Source organism: Thiohalomonas denitrificans (assembly GCF_016841685.1).
Lineage (GTDB): Bacteria > Pseudomonadota > Gammaproteobacteria > Thiohalomonadales > Thiohalomonadaceae > Thiohalomonas > Thiohalomonas denitrificans_A.
Genome location: NZ_JAENYR010000039.1, coordinates 1 through 19,445 on the forward strand (window position 1 = coordinate 1; position 19,445 = coordinate 19,445).

Here is a 19,445-nt window from a genome sequence, read left to right on the forward strand (position 1 = left end):
GCTCGCCCCGGTTGATCATGCGCGGCATAGGAGATTCGTCATCCCCGCGCAGGCGAACCGTCATCCCCGCGCAGGCGGGGATCCATTTTGAGCCTTGCCGCTGCTCTCTGGATTCCCGCCTCCGCGGGAATGACGGGGGAGTGAGGTGGACTAAAATTGTAGTCAGAAAAAAGGAGATCTCATGTCCCTGACCCCCTCGACGATGTTGGAACTCGGAACTCCGGCGCCGGGATTTACGTTGCCGGACACCGGCTCGGGAACCCTGGTGTCGCTGGACGACTTCCATGAGCATCCTGCTCTCCTGGTAGCTTTTATCTGCAATCATTGCCCCTACGTGAAGCATATCGCCGATGCCTTTTCGGAATTCGCACGCGAATACCGCGACAAGGGACTGGCAGTGGTGGCGATCAGCAGCAACGATATTGACCACCGCGAGGAGGACGGACCGGAGCACATGGCCAAGGAGGTGGAGCGCCGACGCTATGTCTTTCCCTACCTGTTTGACGAATCGCAGGAAGTGGCGAAGGCCTACAAGGCGGCCTGTACCCCTGATTTCTTCCTCTTCGATGGGGACCGGAGGCTTGTCTATCGCGGCCAGTTCGATGATAGCCGACCGGGTAATGACAAACCGGTGACGGGCAAGGATATGCGGGAGGCGGTGGATGCGTTGCTCGGCGGCAAGCCGCTGCCGTCCGAGCAGACCCCCTCCATCGGCTGTAATATCAAATGGAAACCCGGAAATGAGCCGGGTTACTCCTAAGTTGCCCGGAAGGCAGCATGGGTTCAGGCGGGTGTCTGGGAGTCCATTGTGCCCCGCTCCTCGACAGCCGTGCCAAGCGCATGAGCGCAGCCGTTCTTGCCGCGCTTCTTTACGGTATACATCAGTTGATCGGCCTGATGTATCATTTCCCGGACATCAGTGGGGGGTCGCAAATAGGTGAGTACGCCGATACTGAAGGTGACGGGCCAGCCCGCCTCTTTCATGGCCGCGAGCAATTGTTCGCGAAGTTCGTTAACCGCTTGCTTGACCGCTTCCGCCCCGGTTTCGACAAATAAGATAACGAATTCATCCCCTCCCAGTCGTGCGACTACATCGGTTTCTCGGGTCTGATTGCGCATGATCCGGGCTGCCCGTTGGAGCAGTACATCGCCGGCGGTGTGGCCGAAGGCGTCATTGATGTGCTTGAAATTGTCCAGATCGATGAATGCAATGCTGAAGGGGTGATGGTAGCGGCGGGCGCGAGTGAATTCCTGCTCGGCGGCTTCATAGAAGGCCCGGCTGTTGGCAACCCCTGTCAACGAATCGGTAACAGCCCGTCTTTGCTCTTCTTTCAGTCGATATCGAAAGGCACTGAGGAGGATCACCAGGATCAGAAAGAAGCCCAGGCGGGTCAATGCGTTCCAGACCGGAATGGCGCCGTGGCTGTAGATATCGCCGGAGGTGATATCGGCGCTGTACCACAGCACTGCGCTCGCCACCGCCATGAAAATGCCCGGCCAGCGGCCCACGTACCAGGCGCAGAGGCTGATCGGAAGGGCATAGAAGATAGCAGAGGAGATTTGGGGGCCGGTTGCCACATCGACCAGTGCGATAACGATCCCGAGCGTCCCGCAGACAAGGACGATAAAGGCCTTGGAACGCCGGTCCATGAATGCAAGCAGCACTTTCACACGGGATACCCGAATCCTTCACTTCACTCGCTGATAGAGTCCAACCAACTCGGCGTGATCTAGCATATGGCCTTGCATCGCCTTTTCAAGGTCTGATTTGGTTGGCTCGTTCAGTCCTTCCAGTTTGATATCCAGGGCATAGAGCTTGAAATAATATCGGTGGCGTCCGATCGGCGGGCAGGGACCGCCATACCCTGGTCGTTGCCAGTCATTGATACCCACCTGTGTACCGCTGGGAAGCTCCTTCTGGCCCGCTTCCGGTAGCCCATCGCTGGTTGGCGGGATATTGAAAAGGACCCAGTGCACCCAGGTTCGTTGGGGCGCGGTCGGGTCAGGGGCATCCGGATCGTCCATGATGAGGGCCAGACTGTGGGTGCTGGGTGGTAGATTGGACCAATGCAAAGCGGGTGGTAAGTCCTTTCCATCACACGTGTATAGCTGCGGAATTTCCCCACCGTTCTCAAAATGTTCCGACTGCAGTGTCAGGCTCATGTCGCCTCCGGAGACGGGTCTCTCTGCAAAGACTAGGAATTCCGGGGAACATCGGCAAGTGCATCGGAATTGACCTGCCCCATTTCCTTTCACTTTCCCTCTCTTCTATCCGGGATGGCCAGTCACCTGTCTCATCGGCCGCAGACTCCTGGAGCGACCACCGGCCTGATGTATCAGCGTGATACGGACACAAAAAAGCCGCGAGGCAGCACCTCGCGGCTTTTCGGTCTCCGTAGAGTCCGTGCCTATTGGACAGCGCGGTTGGCAATCAGATCCTCGACGACGCTCGGATCGGCCAAGGTGCTGGTATCACCCAGAGTGTCGATCTCATTGCTGGCAATCTTGCGCAGGATCCGACGCATGATTTTCCCGGAACGGGTCTTTGGTAGCCCCGGCGCCCATTGGATCACGTCCGGTGTTGCGATGGGGCCAATCTCCTGGCGAACCAGGCCGACGAGTTCTTTCTTGAGCTCGTCCGAGGGTTCCTCGCCCTTCACCAGGGTCACGTAGCAGTAGATACCCTGGCCCTTGAGGTCGTGCGGGAAGCCGACCACCGCGGCTTCGGCCACTTTTTTGTGCAGCACGAGTGCGCTTTCCACCTCGGCGGTGCCCATACGGTGCCCGGAGACGTTCATGACGTCGTCCATGCGGCCGGTGATCCAGTAGTAACCGTCTTCGTCGCGGCGGGCCCCGTCACCGGAGAAGTAGTAGCCGCGATAGGTCTTGAAGTAGGTATCGATGAAGCGCTGGTGGTCGCCATATATCGTACGCATTTGCCCAGGCCAGGGGCGTGTGATAACCAGTGCCCCCTGGGCCGCGCCTTCCAGCGGAGTACCGTCACTCGGGTCGACGATCGCCGGCACCACGCCGAAAAACGGCTTGCTGGCGGAGCCGGGTTTGAGGTCGGTGGCACCCGGCAGCGGGGTGATCAGATGACCGCCGGTTTCGGTCTGCCACCAAGTGTCGACGATCGGGCAGCGGCCTTCTCCGACGACATTGTAGTACCACTCCCAGGCCTCCGGATTAATCGGCTCACCCACCGTGCCGAGCAGGCGCAAAGACTTGCGCGAGGTCTTCTTTACCGGCTCTTCACCCTCGCGCATCAGTGCGCGGATGGCAGTCGGAGCGGTATAGAAGGTAGCCACGTTGTGCTTGTCGCAGACCTGCCAGAAACGGGAGGCATCCGGATAGCTGGGTACACCCTCGAACATCAGCGTTTTGGCACCGTTGGCCAGCGGACCATAGACGATGTAGGTGTGCCCGGTCACCCAGCCTACGTCGGCGGTACACCAGTAGACCTCGCCATCCTGGTAGTCGAAGGTATACATGTGAGTGATGGCCGAGAAGAGCAGATAGCCGCCGGTGGTGTGCAGTACCCCCTTGGGTTTGCCGGTGGAGCCGGAGGTGTAAAGGATAAAGAGCGGATCCTCGGCATCCATCTCTTCCGCCGGACAGTCGGCGGAGACCTTTTCGGTCGCCTCGTGATACCAGACGTCCTTGTCGTCCTGCCAGGCAATGTCGCCGCCGGTATGCCGGACGACAAACATTGTGTGGACATTGGGGCAGCTCTGTAGTGCCTTATCGGCATTGGCTTTGAGCGATACGCTTTTCCCCCCGCGCAAGCCCTCATCTGCGGTGACTACCACCCGACAGTCGGAATCGAGGATCCGGTCTTTCAGGGATTCCGGCGAAAAACCGCCGAAAACCACCGAATGTACTGCGCCGATTCGGGCGCAGGCCAGCATGGCAACGGCCGCTTCCGGAATCATCGGCATATAGATGCAGACGCGGTCGCCCTTTTTGACTCCGCGCCCCTTGAGCGCATTGCCTAAACGGCTGACCTGTTCGTGTAGTTCGCGATAGGTCAGGGTCTTGTCGACTGCTGGATCATCGCCTTCCCAGATGATGGCGGCCTGATCCCCCCGGGATTCCAGGTGACGGTCCAGACAGTTATAGGCGACATTCAGCTTTCCGCCGTCGAACCACTTGGTGTAGACGTTATCAACGTCATAGCTGTAATCCAGCACCGTGTTCCACTTCTTGAACCAGGTGAGAAATTTTTCCGCCTGCTCCCCCCAGAACCCCTTCGGGTCCTCGACCGAGCGTTTGTACATTTCTTCATATTTGGCCGCGTCGATGTGGGCCTTGGCCGCGACATCCGCAGGCACCGGATACGTTTTACTATCGGACATAGGTCACTCCTCGGTCATTTACTGTTTGTTTCTTCTTAAGTAAGGGTTCCTTCGCCTTCCCTGCTATTTTGTTCTTAGCTTTTCTTCGAGGTGAACGAGTATGCCTCTCCCGGTCCTATGAGTCGTCTTACCCACATCATAGTCCGTCAGGCACTCTCACTGGCTGTTACAAAAAATCGCTAGAGTCTGGTCAGAAACTCCTTGAGCGGCAGCCGGCCGCCGGTATCGCGCTCCGCAACCTGGGCCGCGAACAGTTCTGCCGCCGCCAACGCATCGACCAATGCATCGTGTGCCCGGTAGCGGGGCAGGCCATAGCGATCCCTGAGTCTTGAGAGGCGCAGTTCCCTGGCAGCATACGTCTGTTGCCGCCGCTCCAGCGTTCTGCGTTCGATCCATTCCGTGTCGACCATGGGTACCAGGAATCGGCCACCCCATATAGTTTCGCAGGCTGCGCCGAGAAACGAAAATTCCACCGGCGCGTGGTGGGCAATCAGCACCTTGCCCGCCAGCACCTTCAGCAGTTCACTGACTACCTTTTCAAGGGATCTCCCCCCGGCGGCTGCGTCATCAGTAATCTGATGAATCACGGCACTTTGCTCGGGAATCGCGCCCTCGGTGATGACAAGCCGGTGAGTGGCGCTTCCCAAGTCGATGCGAAAACCGATCATTTCGACATAGCCGATGCTGACGATTTCGCCATGGTTTGCCTCAAGGCCGGTTGTCTCCAGGTCCAGAGCCAAAAAGGGAACCTCTCGGCAGTCGCTGTTCGGCGACGGAAACGGCACCGACAGAAAGTCGCGAAGAGGCCCCGGCGGTGCCTTTTTCAGCAGGCGCTCGCGGCGAAACTCAAGACTGAGCAGGTTGCCGAACATGGCTCAAAAGAACCGTCCCGCCTGGTGTTGCTGTCCGAGTGCGTTTTGCAGGCCGCTGATTACCGAAAACGCATCCTTCAAATAGCCCCGCTCCAGAGAGGAGAGCTCCGAGGGGGCCACATAGTTGTCCGGTTCCTCGCCCCGTTTGATCTGTTCGGCCTGGTGCCGCGCACGCAGGGTGACGATGAATTCGAATGCATCTTCCAGATTTTCAGCGCTCTCACGACTGAGAGCCGATACCTCCGCGGCGATCTTGAGGCGTTCGCGGGTGTTCACTTCCGGCAATCCTGCGGAGAGCGCATAGACCCGGGCCAAATCCACGGCCGGTATAATCGCACGCCTTTTAAGATCCAGGCGCTGTGCATGGTCGCCCTCACCAATCAGCACGAAATGACGGAAGAATCCCAACGGTGGCCGGTTTTTCAAGGCATTAGCTGCCAGGTGGGCGAGAAAAATCCTGTTGTTGTGTGTTTGTTGCAGGACTTCGGCATGGAGTTGCTCATGGAGAGCGGGCTCGCCGTAGATAATCCGCATATCGAAGAAATTGGAGGCAAGCATCAGCGCCTTTTTCTCCGGCTGAGTTATCCATCGGTCGAAATAGCGCCGCCAGATGCGATAGGGCTGACGCCACTCCGGGTTCGTGGCCATTACCTCACCCGGACAGTAAGTGAAGCCGCAGGCATCGAGGCCATCAGCCACGAATCTCGCCAGGGATTCGAAGTAGCCATCGTGCCTGGCCGGGTCGAAATCGTCAGCGAGTAACAGCGCATGGTCCTGATCCGAGTGCACGGTCTGTTCGCGGCGTGCCAGCGAGCCCACAGCAAGCCAGGCGAAAGGCACCGGGGGCGGCCCCAGCTGCTCCTGGCACAGCTCGATAAGGCGCCGGGTTATGGCTTCCGTGATGGATGAGATGGTCTGACCGACATGATAACCGGTTGCTCCCGACGCGATCATCTGCACCTGCAGTTCCGGAAGATCGGCACAGGTCCGGGTCAGCGTCTCGACCGAAGTGCAGCGGCGGACGTCGCCTACCAGGTAGACCGCATTGGCACTCTGATAGCGGACAAGGTCGTTGCTGGAGACGACACCGATGACGCGCCCGTGATCGATGACCGGCAGATGGTGGACCGACAGCCGCGTCATGGTGATCAGGGCCTCGAATCCGCGGGTCTCCGGTTCCACCTTGTGCAGCCGGCGGGTCATGATCCCGCTTACCGGCTGCCCCGGATCACGGTCCTCGGCCAGACAGCGTGAGCGGAGATCGCGGTCAGTCACGATGCCGACCAGCTGCCCCTCATCCATGATCAACAGGGAAGAGACACGGGCTTCGGTCATCAGTCGTGCAGCCTCCCCGATGCGGGTTTCGGGCCGGGCCATCACCGGTTCACGGACAATAAGGCTGCCGATGGGGACGCTGAGCAGTCCCGTGTGGGAGCTGCGAACCGCCTGTAACGATTCCAGCGCGCGCCGAAGCCGGCCACGAACCGACTGGTTGAAGTGTTCTGCGAATTGCGGATGCTCTTCCCTGATTGTCTCGAGCCGTTCGCAAGGCAGCAGATAAAACAGGCTGTCCTCGACCGTCAGGGCTGTAAATTGGCCCGTTTCACCCTCTCTGCAAACGGAGGAGTAGATCTCGCCTTCGCCGATTTTGTCGATGAGCTCATCACTCTGGTCACGCAGTTCCACCGCCCCTTTGCGGATGATATAGAGATAATCGCCATCGGCATCAGGAGGAGGAAGGGGAGTGCCGCGTCGAAGGTAACGGACCGACAGGTCCCGCGGCAGCCGCTCAAGGGCCTCCTCGGGCAGATGGTCAAAAGGGGGATGGCCAGCGAGGAAATCCCGGATTTCAATCAGCTCGACGTTCAACGTGGACTCTCGTGGCGACTCGCAATCGCAAACATAAATGAAACCCCAGAGGACACCGAGCATACACCTGAAAATGCCTGCGCGATGCCCTCTGTGGTTTTATCTGTATTCACCCGATTGAAAAAATGGAGCCCCGCCCGAAGGCGGGACTCCAGCTGGCGAGTGGCTTATCAGCCGGACACGCGCGGTACGCGGATGTCTTCCACCAGCTCCTGGATGTGAACAGGTGGCGGTGCAGTCACCTTCGACACCACGATGGCGGTGACGAAGTTGAACAGTGCACCGACGGCGCCGAACGATCCCGGAGAGATGCCGAACACCCAGTTGTCGGCAGTATCGGCCAGATTGGCGGTACCCGGGATAAAGAACCAGCCCTTGTATACGAAGATGTAAACGAGGGTGGTGCCCAGGCCTACCAGCATGCCGGCGACGGCGCCTTGGCGGTTGATGCTCTTGTTGAAGATACCCAGCATCAGCGCCGGGAAGATTGACGCTGCGGCCAGTCCGAAGGCCAGTGCCACCACCTGGGCCGCAAAGCCCGGAGGATTGAGACCGAGATAGCCTGCCACCAGGATGGCACCCCCCATAGAAATACGGCCGGCGGTCAACTCCGCCTTTTCCGATATCCGGGGCATAAAGACGCCCTTGAGGAGGTCGTGGGAGATGGCCGACGAGATGGCCAGCAACAGACCTGCGGCGGTGGAGAGTGCGGCGGCGAGACCACCGGCGGCCACCAGTGCAATTACCCAGTTGGGCAGGTTGGCGATTTCAGGGTTGGCCAGCACCATGATGTCCCGGTCGACCGTGACCATCTCGTTGCCTTCCCAGCCCCACTGCTCTGCCTTCTGGGCAAACTCCTCATTGCCGTCGTTGTAGTACTGGATCTGGCCGTCGCCGTTCTTGTCCTCGAACGTCAGAAGTCCGGTCTTCTCCCAGTTTTTGAACCACTGCGGGCGCTCGCTATAGGTGAGCGGAGTGAACTGCTCGGGACCGGAGGTGGCTGCGGTCGGCTGCATGATGGTGTCCATCAGGTTCAGACGAGCCATGGCGCCAACAGCCGGTGCGGTGGTGTAGAGTATGGCGATGAAGACCAGTGCCCAGCCGGCGGATGCGCGGGCGTCCCGTACGGTGGGTACGGTGAAGAAGCGCACGATGACGTGCGGCAGACCCGCGGTACCGATCATCAGCGACAGCGTCAGCAGTGTCATGTTGAGCGCTGAGCCCTTGTGATCCGTATAGGAGGCGAAGCCGAGATCCGTCACCACCTGATTCAACCGATCCAGAATGGGCTGTCCACTGCCATCCGCCATGGCGGCACCCAGGCCGAACTGGGGCAGGACAGTATCGGTTAGCTTCAGGGAGATGAAGATGGCCGGTACGGTGTAGGCGAAGATCATTACGCAGTACTGGGCGATCTGGGTGTAGGTGATGCCCTTCATGCCGCCGAGTACGGCGTAGAAGAAGACGATCGCCATACCGGTGAACAGCCCCGTGGAGAAATCCACTTCCAGAAAGCGGGAGAACGCCACACCGATACCCTTCATCTGTCCGATAACATAGGTGATCGAGGCCACGATGAGGCAGATGACAGCGACGATACGCGCGGTCTGTGAATAGTAGCGGTCACCGATGAATTCGGGGACGGTGAACTTGCCGAACTTGCGCAGGTAGGGCGCGAGCAGCATGGCAAGTAGCACGTAGCCACCGGTCCAGCCCATCAGGTATGCCGAGGCGTCATAGCCATTGAAGGCGATAAGGCCGGCCATGGAGATGAAGGAGGCGGCGGACATCCAGTCGGCGCCGGTTGCCATGCCGTTGGCAACCGGGTGGATGCCCTTGCCTGCCACGTAAAATTCGCCGGTGGTAGTGGCACGTGCCCATATCGCGATGCCGATATAGAGCGTAAACGTGGCACCTACGACGAGGTAGGTAATGGTTTGAAGATCCATGAACTTTCTTCCCCCGGGATATGATTAGTTTTCGTGGACGTCGAATTTGCGATCGAGCTTGTTCATCCGCCAGGCGTAGAAAAAGATCAAACCAACGAAGGTGTAGATCGAGCCCTGCTGCGCGAACCAGAATCCGAGCGGATAGCCGCCCAGGGAAATGCTGTTCAGCGGCCCGGCCAGCCAGATGGCGAGCGGATAGGCGACGATGAACCACACGACCAGACAGCCGATAAGAAGGCGAACGTTTGCCTTCCAGTACTCGGCAGCCTTGCTGTTGCCGTTTGTCGACATTTTCTTTCCTCCGTACTCTTCGCTTGAAGTATTGTGCTGCTGTCATCCCTGGCCTTGTTTTCGGCTCCGTTATTCCCGGCGGAGTCGTGTAGAACAGTGGCTAGTGGCTAGTGGCTAGTGGCTAGTGGCTAGTGGCTAGTGGCTAGTGGCTAGTTCCTAGTTGCTAGTTGCTAGGCAGTTGCTCGTCTCTTGTCTCTTGTCTCTTGTCTCTTGTCTCTGTCTCTTGTCCCTCGCCACTTGCCACTTGCCACCAGGCAGTTCCTCGCCACTCGCCACTCGCCACTGGGCAGTTCCTCGCCACTCGCTACTAGCCACTCGCCACTGGGTAGTTCCTCGCCACTCGCTACTTACAACTGGTATTCCAGCGCCAACTTGGACTGCAGCTTGCGCGCCTGACGGAATGCCTCTTTGAGGATGCGCCGATCCAGTTCGTTGAGTGTGTCGGGGTCGATGTGGTTGGAGAGTGGCTCTCCCTCTTCGGCCTGTTGCCGGTGGCTGCGCATGCGCAGCAGCTGAATGAAGTGATAGGCCTCCATCCAGGCATCCACATCCGTGCGCTTGAAAACCCCTTCCCGCACGCCGCCTTCGAGCCGTCCGCCGGTGCTGGTGGCCTCCACATGATGGGCAAGCGCGTAGATCCGCGCTGCGTCCACGAACGGAGTAATGCCTTGCACCTTCAGGTTGACGGTATGCGGATGCTCGCCGCCACTGGTAACCACGAAGTCGCGGAACAGACCCAGGGGCGGGCGATTGCGTAGCGCATTGGCCGCCATCTGACGACGAAAACGGCTGTTCTTCTCCACCCGGTCCAGCACCCACTGGCGCAGTTCGCGGGTCGCTTCCGGATCGCCCCGGAGGGGACGGAAGTCGAAAAAAATGCTCGCGTTCAACAGGTGTTCCGGGGTCCCCTGATCGATCCAGCGGCCGAATCGGCCTTTCCATTCGTCTAGGCTCAGGCAGCACTCCGGGTTACTGGCCATGATATTGCCGGGGCAGAGCGGGAACCCGCACTCCGCCAGGGCGTTGTTGATTTGCTCGGCAAGTGGCAGGAGCTCCTCACGGACCGAATCGGCTGTACGTCCTTCGGGGAGTGAAAAAAGGATACCGTTGTCCTGGTCCGTCTTCAGCGTCTGTTCGTGGCGGCCCTCGCTGCCGAACGAGAGCCAGGTAAAGCCTACCGTGGGCAAGCCCGCATCATGCTCGACCAATTTGATGACGCGGCGGGTAAGACTGTCATTCAGCGCAGTGATGATCTGGGTCAACTGATCGACCGAGGCCCCTTGTGCCAGCATCTGATCCACCAGTCGGTGGACATCCTGACCCAGGCGCGCCAGTGTGGCCACGTCGCGGGCATCGGCGATTGAGCGGCTGAGACTGACCAGTCCCACACGCTGCAGTGAGAACAGATCCCGTTCAGAGAGAACGCCGATAAGCTGGCGATTTTCGACGACACAGAGATGTCCGAAGCCGGCCTGTGCCATCATCAGTGCCGCTTCATAGGCGCGTGCCGTGGGGGGGAGGGCAATGGGATCCGGCGTCATAACCTCACCGACCGGGAGGCTGAGGTCGGTTTCCGGTAGTGTTACCCGGGACAGAACGTCATGAAGTGTGAACACGCCGAGCGGCACACGGTTGGAGTCGATGATGATAATGCTGCCGACCCGCTCCTCTTGCATGCGCTGCAACGCCTCATGGAGAGGCGCATCGGGGCCGCACGCTACCGGCTGGCGGCGGATTAATCCCTGCAGAGCGGTGCTTAAAGAGGTGTCTTCCGACATCCGTGCCGCCGAGTTTGCCTGGACCGTACGTAGTGCGCTGTCGAGCAGACTGGCCAGGCGACGCGTACAGAAGTCCTGGAAAATCGGGCTTTTGACCAAAAGACGGTCGAACTCATCACGGGTCAATTCGTAGCAGAAAGTATCCTCGATGGCCGTGGTGGTGACGTGGGTCGCCCGTCGGGACAGCAGGGCCCCGATGGGGAAGCACTCTCCGGAGACCAGTTCCCAGGCACCTTCGTGGGTTTCGTCACCTTCGACTTCACCCCGAACCCGTCCCTGTTTGATGACAAAAAACCGGCTGGCCGGCCCATCTTCCGGGCGAAGGATCGTTTCGCCGCGTCGATAGAAGACGAGTTTCAGGCGTTTGGCCATGTACTCCAGATGCGCCGACGTCATCTGGTCGAATGGCGCGTGGCGCTTCAAGAAGTTGATCACGGGTGTGAGGGGAGCTTGGGTCATCAAGTACGGATCGCAATTTGATTGCCATATACGTTGCAATGCGCGTGCCATAATCCAGGCTCATGCGGATCAATGACTTGACAGACGTTAGGGGGAGTGCAGGTGTTTCTTTGTTACGCGTAGTAACAGGGGGTGTTACGAATGGTAACAGGATGGGTTTGCCAGTGATAGACTCAGGGGCTACGGATCCCCGTCTCGGGGCTTTGAGGAGCTCCTCGATCACGGATTTGGCGCCGCTTGAACGACCACTAGACGAGCAGCCTGTCCGAGAATAGCGACCGTCACGAGGGCAGTAGAGAATATCTGGAACCTATTCTCGAGGATGCCCGAGCCGACGATTGCAGGGAAGCACTCGGTAGAGCGAAGCAGGATGCCCGAGCGGACGAGTGCAGGGAAGCACTCGGTAGAGCGAAGCAGGATGCCCGAGCCGACGAGTGCAGGGAAGCACTCGGTAGAGCGAAGCAGGATGCCCGAGCCGAGTAGGCCAGTCTATTCTCGGGCAGGCTCCTAGCCGCCGAACAGTCTTCGCCACCAGCGACGGCGATTTTCGGGAGGCGGAAAGGCAGCCGGCAAGTCCGTTGGCGGTAGTGTGGATAACACCCAGCCGGGAAGCGGAGGTGGCCCGAAGCCCGGGCCGCATACACTGCCCAGGTTGTTGGGGTCATAGATCTTCGCCATCGAAGGGGCTTCAGGATCATCAATATAAACGATCCCGCAATAATCCTCCTTGTGCTCTCGACGCAGCAGGGAGTCGATTTCCGCAATAAAGACCGCGAACTCGTTCTTGGTGGCTGGCCGGTCGGGTGGCGCTTCGCCAATGGCGTAGACAAACCAGTCGGTTTCGCTGGCGCGCAGACGTTCCCAGAAGCGATCCAGGTCTTGCCATTTCAGGAGATTGCGGAAGTATCCCTGATATTTGACGAGGAAAGGCTCTTTTGGATTCATGACGATAAGATACCGAAGTCCGGTTCATGGATACACCCAGCCATGCCAGGGTAAACGCATACTCCCATTTTTGATACCGGCGAACGAACTAAGTCCTGATAGCAGGTATGCTGTGAATACGACCTACGGGGATGTAGGAAGTGAACATTATGCAGGAGCAATCATCTTTCATCCATGTACGCTCGAGGGCAGCATCCCTCGACAAGTGTGCTCCTGCATTGTCTAACACCGCCGTCCGTGGCGGCGTGCTGCCGACGACCGGCTATCAAGGACTTACACCGCTCGCTTCGAAGTATGCGGTTGCCCTGCCAGCCATGCAGTTGTGCTGCAAACGATCCGACAGCCCTTACACTCCCTGCAGAGGGACAGGTTGCCCGCGGTGGTTTAGAAAACGGGGCTGCGGTTGCGCGGAATCCCCAGTTTCTGGCGGCGCTCCCAGAGGGTTTTGCGGCTGACGCCCAGCTGCCTGGCCAATTCGGTTTCGGTCATCTGCATCTCGTGTTCACGCACGAAGCGGACGAAGTATTCGTCGAGGGAGAGATTATCGGCTGGTGCGGCATCGGTCGGCGCACTCGTTGCACCACCTTCCAGCGGCAGCAGGTCGACGGAGACAGTGTCGCCCTCACTTAATATAACCGCCCGTTCCAGCACATTTTCCAGCTCACGAACGTTGCCCGGCCACGGGTAGCGCCGGATGCGCTCCACGGCGTCGGCGGAGATCTGCATCGGGGGCCGGTTCAGACGGCGACAGGTCTTGTTCAGCAGGACCCGCGCCAGCTCTTCAATATCATCACCCCGGTTCCGCAGTGGTGGCAGGGCGATTTCCATCACATGTAACCGGAAGTAAAGGTCGTTGCGAAAGCGCCCGTCATTGACCCGTTTTTGAAGATTACGGTGGGTGGCGGCAACCAGACGGATATCGGCCTTGCGGGACTGGGTGGAGCCGACCCGGCGGATCTCGCCCTCCTGAAGCACCCGTAGCAGACGAGCCTGGGCCTCAAGGGGCAGCTCGCCGATTTCATCGAGGAAGAGGGTCCCGCCATCGGCGGCCTCGACCAGACCACGGTGGCTCTCCACAGCGCCGGTGAATGCGCCTTTTTCGTGACCGAACAGCTCTGATTCGATCAACCCTTCGGGGATGGCAGCGCAGTTGACGGTGATGATCGGGGCCTTGCGCCGAGCGCTGTGTTCGTGGACCGCCCGGGCGACCAGCTCCTTACCGGTACCCGATTCTCCCAGGATCAGCACGGTGGTATCGGCGGGGGCCACCTTTTGAATGCGGGCAAAGACCTCCTGCATGGCGGAACAGGTGCCGATGATCCCCTCGATGGGATAGGCGCGGGAGAGCTCCGACTTCAATACCTCATTGTGGCGGGCCAACTCGCCCTGCTTGAGAATGCGTTCGACGGTCATCACCATATCGTCGTGATCGAACGGTTTGGCAATGTAGTCCACCGCCCCCATTTTCATCGAATCAACGGCTGAGCGAACGCTGGCGTAGCTGGTCATGATGAGCACCGGTACCTCGCCGATAATGTCGGTTCCCGGGGCACCGGGAAGGCGTAGATCGGCGATGATCAGCTGGAAATCGCCCGGTGTGAAGTTAGCCACGGCTTCACCGACGGAACCGGCTTCGGATACGCCGTAGCCGTGTCGCTCCAGCAGCCGGCGCAAAGCGGTGCGGATGATCGCCTCATCTTCGACAATCAATATCTGTTTCATACGGTTTCCTGCATTTGAGCGGAATTCAGGGAGCGCTCACCGGTGGCGGGGAGTTGCACTTGTACCCGAATCCCGCCATCCGGAATGCTGTCGATAGTGACGCTTCCCGAGTGTTCCTGGACGATGTTGTACACCATTGGCAGTCCGAGGCCTGTGCCTTCGCCGGGCTCCTTGGTGGTGAAAAATGGTTCAAAGACCTGATCGAGCTCGTCCGGATCGATACCGCTGCCGTGATCAACGATCTCGATCATAACGTAATCGGCCTGTTCGAAGGCCGAGACCTGGATGCGCTCTCCGGGTGCGGAAGCGTCGCAGGCATTACTGAGCAGGTTTACGAAGACCTGGACCAGGCGCTGGTGATCACCGATGGCCGAGAGTGATGGTGAACAGTCCACGTCGAACTGCAGCTGCTTGCCCGAATGGCTGAGTCGCACCAGTCGGACCGACTCGTCGATGGTCTGGGCCAGACTGACCGAAACGGGTGTGTGATCGGCCAGCGTACCGCTGTGGCTGAAGCTGACCAGTGACTGCACGATGGCCGAGATGCGGCGGGTCTGCATGAGGATCTGTTCCAGCCCCTCTTCGGTCAGTTCCTCATCGCGCTCGCTGAGCAGGTTTTGCGCCAGACAGGCGATCCCGGTGACCGGGTTTCCCACCTCATGCGCCACGCCGGCCGCCAGTCGGCCTACGGAGGCGAGTCGTTCACTGTGGGCCAACTCCGATTCGAGCCGGTAGAGGTCGGTCAGGTCTTCCACCAGAATGACGGTGCCGCCGGGCTGGATCTCGCTGTATCCGGTGCCCGGTCCCTCGATGGCGGCCTTGTGAAGGTTGAAAACCCGCGTTTCCCTGCCGTCCCGCATTTTGATTTTGTGCAGGTGATTGTCCTGGGCGTGCAGGAAACCGCACAGCAGCCCCGACCACGGTTCGGCCAGTGCCTTTAGGGGAAGTCCGACGGCATGGCGGTAAGGGACGCCGGAGATGGCCTGCATCGCCACGTTCCAGCTCACCACCTCCCGGTCCGGTCCCAGCGAGCAGACCCCCAGGGGCAAGTCGTGTAGCACCTGGCGATGGTAGCGGCGCAAATCGTCGAGCTCGGCCGCCAGCCCCTTGAGGCGGGTTCGGGAGTCTTCCAGCCGCTGCTCCATGTAGCGCACGCTCGCTGAAAGGGCGGTACGGGCGCCAGATTCGATCTGCAGGCGTTGATCCACGATCATGCGCGCCAGTACCGGCCCCACCAATCCCGATAGGTTTCGCTCGATGCGCTCGCGCACCCGCCGTAACTCGGTCCGAGAGGTGGGCTCCGAAGCCACGCCCAGATCCTTGAGGGCACGCTCCACCTCATGCTCAGCCATCTCCTGGCCGGTAATCAACGCCAGCTGTTCGCGGATCTGCTCCAGCGAGCCCGCCACCAGCGTGCCCCGGGGCGGCCCCACGCCCTCCCTGCAGCAAGCCTGCGCGGCCTCCAGTTCCGAGTCCCGCGGTCGCCACAGCAATGAACCGGTTACGAAAAGTAGTGCGTTTACCGTCAGCGACCAGAATGTGGCCGGGCTCCAGGGATCGCCGGTATCGGAGCCCAGTACCTGGAGTGGATCGATTGCGTTGCGGATCAGTCCGGACTCCTCGAACAGTGGCAGCAGGAGCGTGACCGTCCAGACCCCGGCCCCGCCAAGTAGGCCGAGGATAAAGCCGGTGTGGGTGGCTCGACGCCAATAGAGCAGCCCGACGATACCGGGCAGGAACTGGGCTACTGCCACGAAGGAGATAAGCCCCAGTCGGGCGAGCCCCTGGTTGCGCTCCAGAAGCAGGAAAAAGCCGTATCCCGCCAGGATGATGATGGCGATCAGCAGTCTACGACCCCACAGCAGCCAGCGGTACAGGTCCGTCTCAGGTTTGAGCTGCGGTGGGAAACTGGCCGGCAGCACCAGATGATTCATGCACATGGCCGCCAGCGCCAGGGTGGTAACGATCATCATCGCCGAAGCCGCCGATACCCCACCGATGAAGGTCAGGACCGGCAGGAGTGTCGAGCCGCTCTCCAGGGTGATGCCGAGCACATAGAAATCGGCGGCCATTTCCGGAGAGAGGTGCATACCCGCCCAGAGGATGGGAGGAATGGCGAGGTTGAGGACCAGCAGAAACAGAGGGAATCCCCAACTCGCCACCGACAGCGATTGACCCTCCAGGTTCTCGGTGAAGGTCATGTGGAACTGGCGGGGCAGCAGAAAGGCCGCAGCGAAGGAGAGTAGCAGCAGGGTGGCCCACGGTCCTTCCCGTACCGGTCGATAAAGGTTCTCCAGGGCCTCGGGGTGCCGCTGGAGCCACTCTTCCATTCCTCCCAGTCCGCCGAAGACGCCGTATACCGCAAACAGGCCGACGATGATCAGCGCCGTCAGTTTCACCAGGGATTCAAAGGCGATGGCCACCACCAGCCCTTCGTGTTTCTCCCGGGCCGAGATATGCCGCGCGCCGAAGAGGATGGCGAACAGCGTGATCGTGATGCAAAAAGCCAGCGCGATGAGATGGGGGGCCGACTCGTGGGTCAGCACCTGAAGCGACTCGGTGACGGCCCGTATCTGCAGGGCAATATAGGGGAGAACACCCGCCAGCATGAACAGGGTCACCAGCACTCCTGCCAGCTGGCTCTGATAGCGAAAGGCGAAGACATCGGCCAGTGAGGCCAGCTGGTAATCGCGGGTAAGCCGCAGGATCGGCTGCAACAGGACGGGGGTCAGCAGAAAGGCCAGCGTTACCCCGAGGTATATGGTCAGGAAGTTGTAGCCCTGCTCCTGGGCGAATCCGACGCTGCCGTAATAAGTCCAGGAGGTGGCGTAGACGCCGAGCGAAAGGACGTAGGTCGCGGGATGCCGTGCCAGGCGGGCCGGTAGCCAGCCGCGATCGGCGGCATAGGCGACGACAAAGAGGAGCCCCAGATAGGCCACCCCCGCCAAAAACAGCTGCCAGAGCTCAAACTTCATCGTTCAGGAAGCGACGTTGCAGCCGGGCGGCCAGGAAGATGAGAGCGCCCCAGAGCAGGTAGGGGAGATACCACGGCGAATCGTCCGCAGCCCAGATCGCTTTCAGCGGCGAGACGAGCAGCAGAATCGCAAACAGAAACAGCAGAATGACACGGTCGATGGAACCGCCGGTTTCAGAATGCTTTGCCATCGAAGCAGCATACCAATGGACGTTACAAAACGTAACATCCTGATGATTCTACTGCAAACGACTCCTGCTCAGGGGCAGGTCAGCTTTTTTACGGCAGGAATGTGCGTCGCTTCCCAATGTTCAATGGCCCAGCGCCAAAACTCGTCCAGATTGACGCGTAGTAATTCAGTGGGCGGATGCTGGCCCAGAAGGGCCAATGCCCGAACCAAGGCGGCCAGCGGCGTGAGGGGATCAATGGGGGGAGCATGGGTCTGCTTGCTGAGTTTCTGTCCTGAGGCATCGACCACCACGGGCAGGTGCAGGTAGGAGGGTGTCGGCACCCCGAGTAACCGCTGCAGATAGATCTGGCGCGGTGTGGAATCGATCAGATCACTGCCGCGCACCACTTCGGTGATCCCCTGTTCGGCATCATCCACGACGACGGCGAGCTGGTAGGCAAACAGCCCGTCCGCCCGGCGAATGACGAAGTCTCCCACATCGCATTCGAGCTCCTGTGCAAGCGTTCCCTGGACCTGGTCTTCAAAGGTTATCTGCTGTCCGGCCACATTGACCCGTACCGTTCGGGCTTGCCGACCGACCGGCGTGGCGGTTCGACAGTTGCCGGGATAGACGCCGGGCGTGCCTCCGATGGCGGTGATGGCATCGGCCACCTCCTTGCGGGAACAGACACACCCGTAGGCGATTCCCAGCCGTTCCAGCTCTCTCAAAGCAGCACTGTAAGCCTCGTCACGTCGGCTCTGGTAGACCACTTTGCCGTCCCAGTGCAACCCGAAGGCCTCGAGCCAGCGCAGAATGGCATCCGCAGCGCTGGGGACTTCCCGCGGCCGGTCGACGTCCTCCATGCGTACCAGCCACAGTCCGTCTTGACTGCGTGCCTGCAGGAAACTGCCGACGGCGGCCACCAGCGATCCGAAGTGCAGTGGTCCGGTAGGCGAGGGGGCAAAACGGCCTATGTAATCCATATTGCTTGCTGGGTATTTGAATATTCCGCAAAGCGCGCAAGAAGAATACGGCACCAACATATCAGCCCCCTCGGGGCAACCTGACGGGCCTTATGCCAGCAATTTCCCTCCGCGAACCTCCGCGCACTCTGCGTCTCTGCGGTGAATTTCCCTTTTAAATGAAAAAAGGGGCACCCGGCCCCCTTTTTCGGTACCAGCTCGGACACCTCAGCCGCGCTGCTTTTCCCGGATTTCGTCCAGGGTCTTGCAGTCGATGCACAAGGTCGCAGTGGGGCGGGCCTCCAGTCGACGAATCCCGATTTCGATGCCGCATGATTCGCAGTAGCCGTATTCGCCTTCGTCCAATGCATCCAGCGACTCGGTGATCTTCTTGATCAACTTGCGTTCCCGGTCGCGGGTGCGCAATTCCATCGTAAATTCAGATTCCTGCGTGGCACGATCGTTCGGATCAGGAAAATTGGCTGCCTCATCCTTCATGTGGTGCACCGTGCGGTCCACTTCTTCCATGAGTTCCTTGCGCCATCCGGTGAGGATATGACGAAAATGCTCGCGCATCTTTTCGCTCATATACTCTTCACCTTTTTTGGGTTCATACGGCGTGAATTTGCCGAAACCCTCGGCGGCGCTTTTCTGAGGAGCCGTATTTTGCACACTGGCAGCTTTCTTCACAGCCGGTTTATTGGCGGCGTTATTTGAAGAAACGCTCGTCTTTTCAGTGGTTTCGGTGGCCACCTCGGCCGCCGTTTTCTTTGCTGGCATATCCGTTTATCTCCTACCTGTATGCCCCAGCCAATCAAGGCCGTAGAAAATCAGCCGGCATCTATACCAGAACTGTCGAATCTGCGCAATATTACTGTCGAATGCGTAGTATTGCCACAAGGTGGTGTTTTGCGGAGCTTCGTAATCTGTGCCGTTTTCAATGCAGTGATGTTAACTCGAAGATTTCATGAATTCGCACCGATCCCGCTTGTCTCTTGATTCCACAAGAAATATTCTCTCAGTCGGCCATAATCACCGATAAACCGCTCCTTCGAAAATTTCCTTGTGGAACAATATCCTGCGTTATCGGCACGAATTC

At 59.5% G+C, this 19,445-nt stretch carries 15 protein-coding genes; 1 reads left to right on the forward strand and 14 read right to left on the reverse strand.

Annotated features, from left to right (window positions below; genetic code table 11):
- Positions 1-181 precede the first annotated feature (181 nt).
- Positions 182-760: a thioredoxin family protein gene (locus Q7L05_RS09870; RefSeq protein WP_303905550.1), complete on the forward strand. Its 579-nt coding sequence runs from the start codon at positions 182-184 to the stop codon at positions 758-760.
- A 23-nt stretch (positions 761-783) separates the two neighbouring features.
- Here the strand turns inward: Q7L05_RS09870 and Q7L05_RS09875 are convergent, their stop codons facing one another.
- The 14 genes from Q7L05_RS09875 to dksA form a co-directional block, all read right to left on the reverse strand.
- Positions 784-1,671: a GGDEF domain-containing protein gene (locus Q7L05_RS09875; protein WP_303905553.1), complete on the reverse strand. Its 888-nt coding sequence runs from the start codon at positions 1,669-1,671 to the stop codon at positions 784-786.
- Between the two features lie 18 nt (positions 1,672-1,689).
- Positions 1,690-2,163 carry a YbhB/YbcL family Raf kinase inhibitor-like protein gene (locus Q7L05_RS09880; protein WP_303905555.1) on the reverse strand — a complete coding sequence of 158 codons (474 nt, stop codon included), beginning with the start codon at positions 2,161-2,163 and terminating at the stop codon, positions 1,690-1,692.
- A gap of 245 nt (positions 2,164-2,408) precedes the next feature.
- On the reverse strand, positions 2,409-4,355 hold the full coding sequence (gene acs, locus Q7L05_RS09885) for an acetate--CoA ligase (protein WP_303905558.1): 1,947 nt from the start codon (positions 4,353-4,355) through the stop codon (positions 2,409-2,411).
- 179 nt (positions 4,356-4,534) lie between these two features.
- Positions 4,535-5,227 carry an exonuclease domain-containing protein gene (locus Q7L05_RS09890; RefSeq protein WP_303905561.1) on the reverse strand — a complete coding sequence of 231 codons (693 nt, stop codon included), beginning with the start codon at positions 5,225-5,227 and terminating at the stop codon, positions 4,535-4,537.
- A 3-nt stretch (positions 5,228-5,230) separates the two neighbouring features.
- Positions 5,231-7,096 (reverse strand): putative nucleotidyltransferase substrate binding domain-containing protein, encoded by a 1,866-nt coding sequence (locus Q7L05_RS09895; RefSeq protein ID WP_303905565.1) that lies wholly within the window; start codon positions 7,094-7,096, stop codon positions 5,231-5,233.
- 170 nt (positions 7,097-7,266) lie between these two features.
- Positions 7,267-9,045: a sodium:solute symporter family protein gene (locus Q7L05_RS09900; protein WP_303905568.1), complete on the reverse strand. Its 1,779-nt coding sequence runs from the start codon at positions 9,043-9,045 to the stop codon at positions 7,267-7,269.
- A gap of 24 nt (positions 9,046-9,069) precedes the next feature.
- Positions 9,070-9,336: a DUF4212 domain-containing protein gene (locus Q7L05_RS09905; RefSeq protein ID WP_303905569.1), complete on the reverse strand. Its 267-nt coding sequence runs from the start codon at positions 9,334-9,336 to the stop codon at positions 9,070-9,072.
- A gap of 347 nt (positions 9,337-9,683) precedes the next feature.
- Positions 9,684-11,573 carry a putative nucleotidyltransferase substrate binding domain-containing protein gene (locus tag Q7L05_RS09910; protein WP_303905572.1) on the reverse strand — a complete coding sequence of 630 codons (1,890 nt, stop codon included), beginning with the start codon at positions 11,571-11,573 and terminating at the stop codon, positions 9,684-9,686.
- Between the two features lie 507 nt (positions 11,574-12,080).
- Positions 12,081-12,518 carry a hypothetical protein gene (locus tag Q7L05_RS09915; RefSeq protein WP_303905574.1) on the reverse strand — a complete coding sequence of 146 codons (438 nt, stop codon included), beginning with the start codon at positions 12,516-12,518 and terminating at the stop codon, positions 12,081-12,083.
- 384 nt (positions 12,519-12,902) lie between these two features.
- On the reverse strand, positions 12,903-14,240 hold the full coding sequence (locus tag Q7L05_RS09920) for a sigma-54-dependent transcriptional regulator (RefSeq protein ID WP_303905577.1): 1,338 nt from the start codon (positions 14,238-14,240) through the stop codon (positions 12,903-12,905).
- Positions 14,237-17,215 carry a sensor histidine kinase gene (locus Q7L05_RS09925; protein WP_303905580.1) on the reverse strand — a complete coding sequence of 993 codons (2,979 nt, stop codon included), beginning with the start codon at positions 17,213-17,215 and terminating at the stop codon, positions 14,237-14,239. The genes Q7L05_RS09920 and Q7L05_RS09925 overlap by 4 nt, the downstream gene beginning before the upstream one ends.
- Positions 17,205-17,405 carry a hypothetical protein gene (locus tag Q7L05_RS09930; protein WP_303905583.1) on the reverse strand — a complete coding sequence of 67 codons (201 nt, stop codon included), beginning with the start codon at positions 17,403-17,405 and terminating at the stop codon, positions 17,205-17,207. Before Q7L05_RS09930 ends, Q7L05_RS09925 begins: the two co-directional genes overlap by 11 nt.
- A gap of 68 nt (positions 17,406-17,473) precedes the next feature.
- On the reverse strand, positions 17,474-18,367 hold the full coding sequence (gluQRS, locus tag Q7L05_RS09935; RefSeq protein WP_303905586.1) for a tRNA glutamyl-Q(34) synthetase GluQRS: 894 nt from the start codon (positions 18,365-18,367) through the stop codon (positions 17,474-17,476).
- A 207-nt stretch (positions 18,368-18,574) separates the two neighbouring features.
- The gene (gene dksA / locus Q7L05_RS09940; protein WP_303905634.1) at positions 18,575-19,018 is read right to left on the reverse strand and encodes an RNA polymerase-binding protein DksA; all 444 of its coding nucleotides are present in this window, start codon (positions 19,016-19,018) and stop codon (positions 18,575-18,577) included.
- Between the last annotated feature and the right edge of the window lie 427 nt (positions 19,019-19,445).

Excerpts from the sequence above, each read along its gene's own strand:
- Q7L05_RS09870 (WP_303905550.1), top strand. The coding sequence starts at position 182 with ATGTCCCTGACCCCCTCGACGATGTTGGAACTCGGAACTCCGGCGCCG.
- acs (WP_303905558.1), bottom strand. The coding sequence starts at position 4,355 with ATGTCCGATAGTAAAACGTATCCGGTGCCTGCGGATGTCGCGGCCAAG.
- Q7L05_RS09900 (WP_303905568.1), bottom strand. The coding sequence starts at position 9,045 with ATGGATCTTCAAACCATTACCTACCTCGTCGTAGGTGCCACGTTTACG.
- Q7L05_RS09880 (WP_303905555.1), bottom strand. The coding sequence starts at position 2,163 with ATGAGCCTGACACTGCAGTCGGAACATTTTGAGAACGGTGGGGAAATT.
- Q7L05_RS09920 (WP_303905577.1), bottom strand. The coding sequence starts at position 14,240 with ATGAAACAGATATTGATTGTCGAAGATGAGGCGATCATCCGCACCGCT.
- Q7L05_RS09905 (WP_303905569.1), bottom strand. The coding sequence starts at position 9,336 with ATGTCGACAAACGGCAACAGCAAGGCTGCCGAGTACTGGAAGGCAAAC.
- gluQRS (WP_303905586.1), bottom strand. The coding sequence starts at position 18,367 with ATGGATTACATAGGCCGTTTTGCCCCCTCGCCTACCGGACCACTGCAC.
- Q7L05_RS09915 (WP_303905574.1), bottom strand. The coding sequence starts at position 12,518 with ATGAATCCAAAAGAGCCTTTCCTCGTCAAATATCAGGGATACTTCCGC.
- Q7L05_RS09890 (WP_303905561.1), bottom strand. The coding sequence starts at position 5,227 with ATGTTCGGCAACCTGCTCAGTCTTGAGTTTCGCCGCGAGCGCCTGCTG.
- Q7L05_RS09930 (WP_303905583.1), bottom strand. The coding sequence starts at position 17,405 with ATGGCAAAGCATTCTGAAACCGGCGGTTCCATCGACCGTGTCATTCTG.
- Q7L05_RS09910 (WP_303905572.1), bottom strand. The coding sequence starts at position 11,573 with ATGACCCAAGCTCCCCTCACACCCGTGATCAACTTCTTGAAGCGCCAC.
- Q7L05_RS09925 (WP_303905580.1), bottom strand. The coding sequence starts at position 17,215 with ATGAAGTTTGAGCTCTGGCAGCTGTTTTTGGCGGGGGTGGCCTATCTG.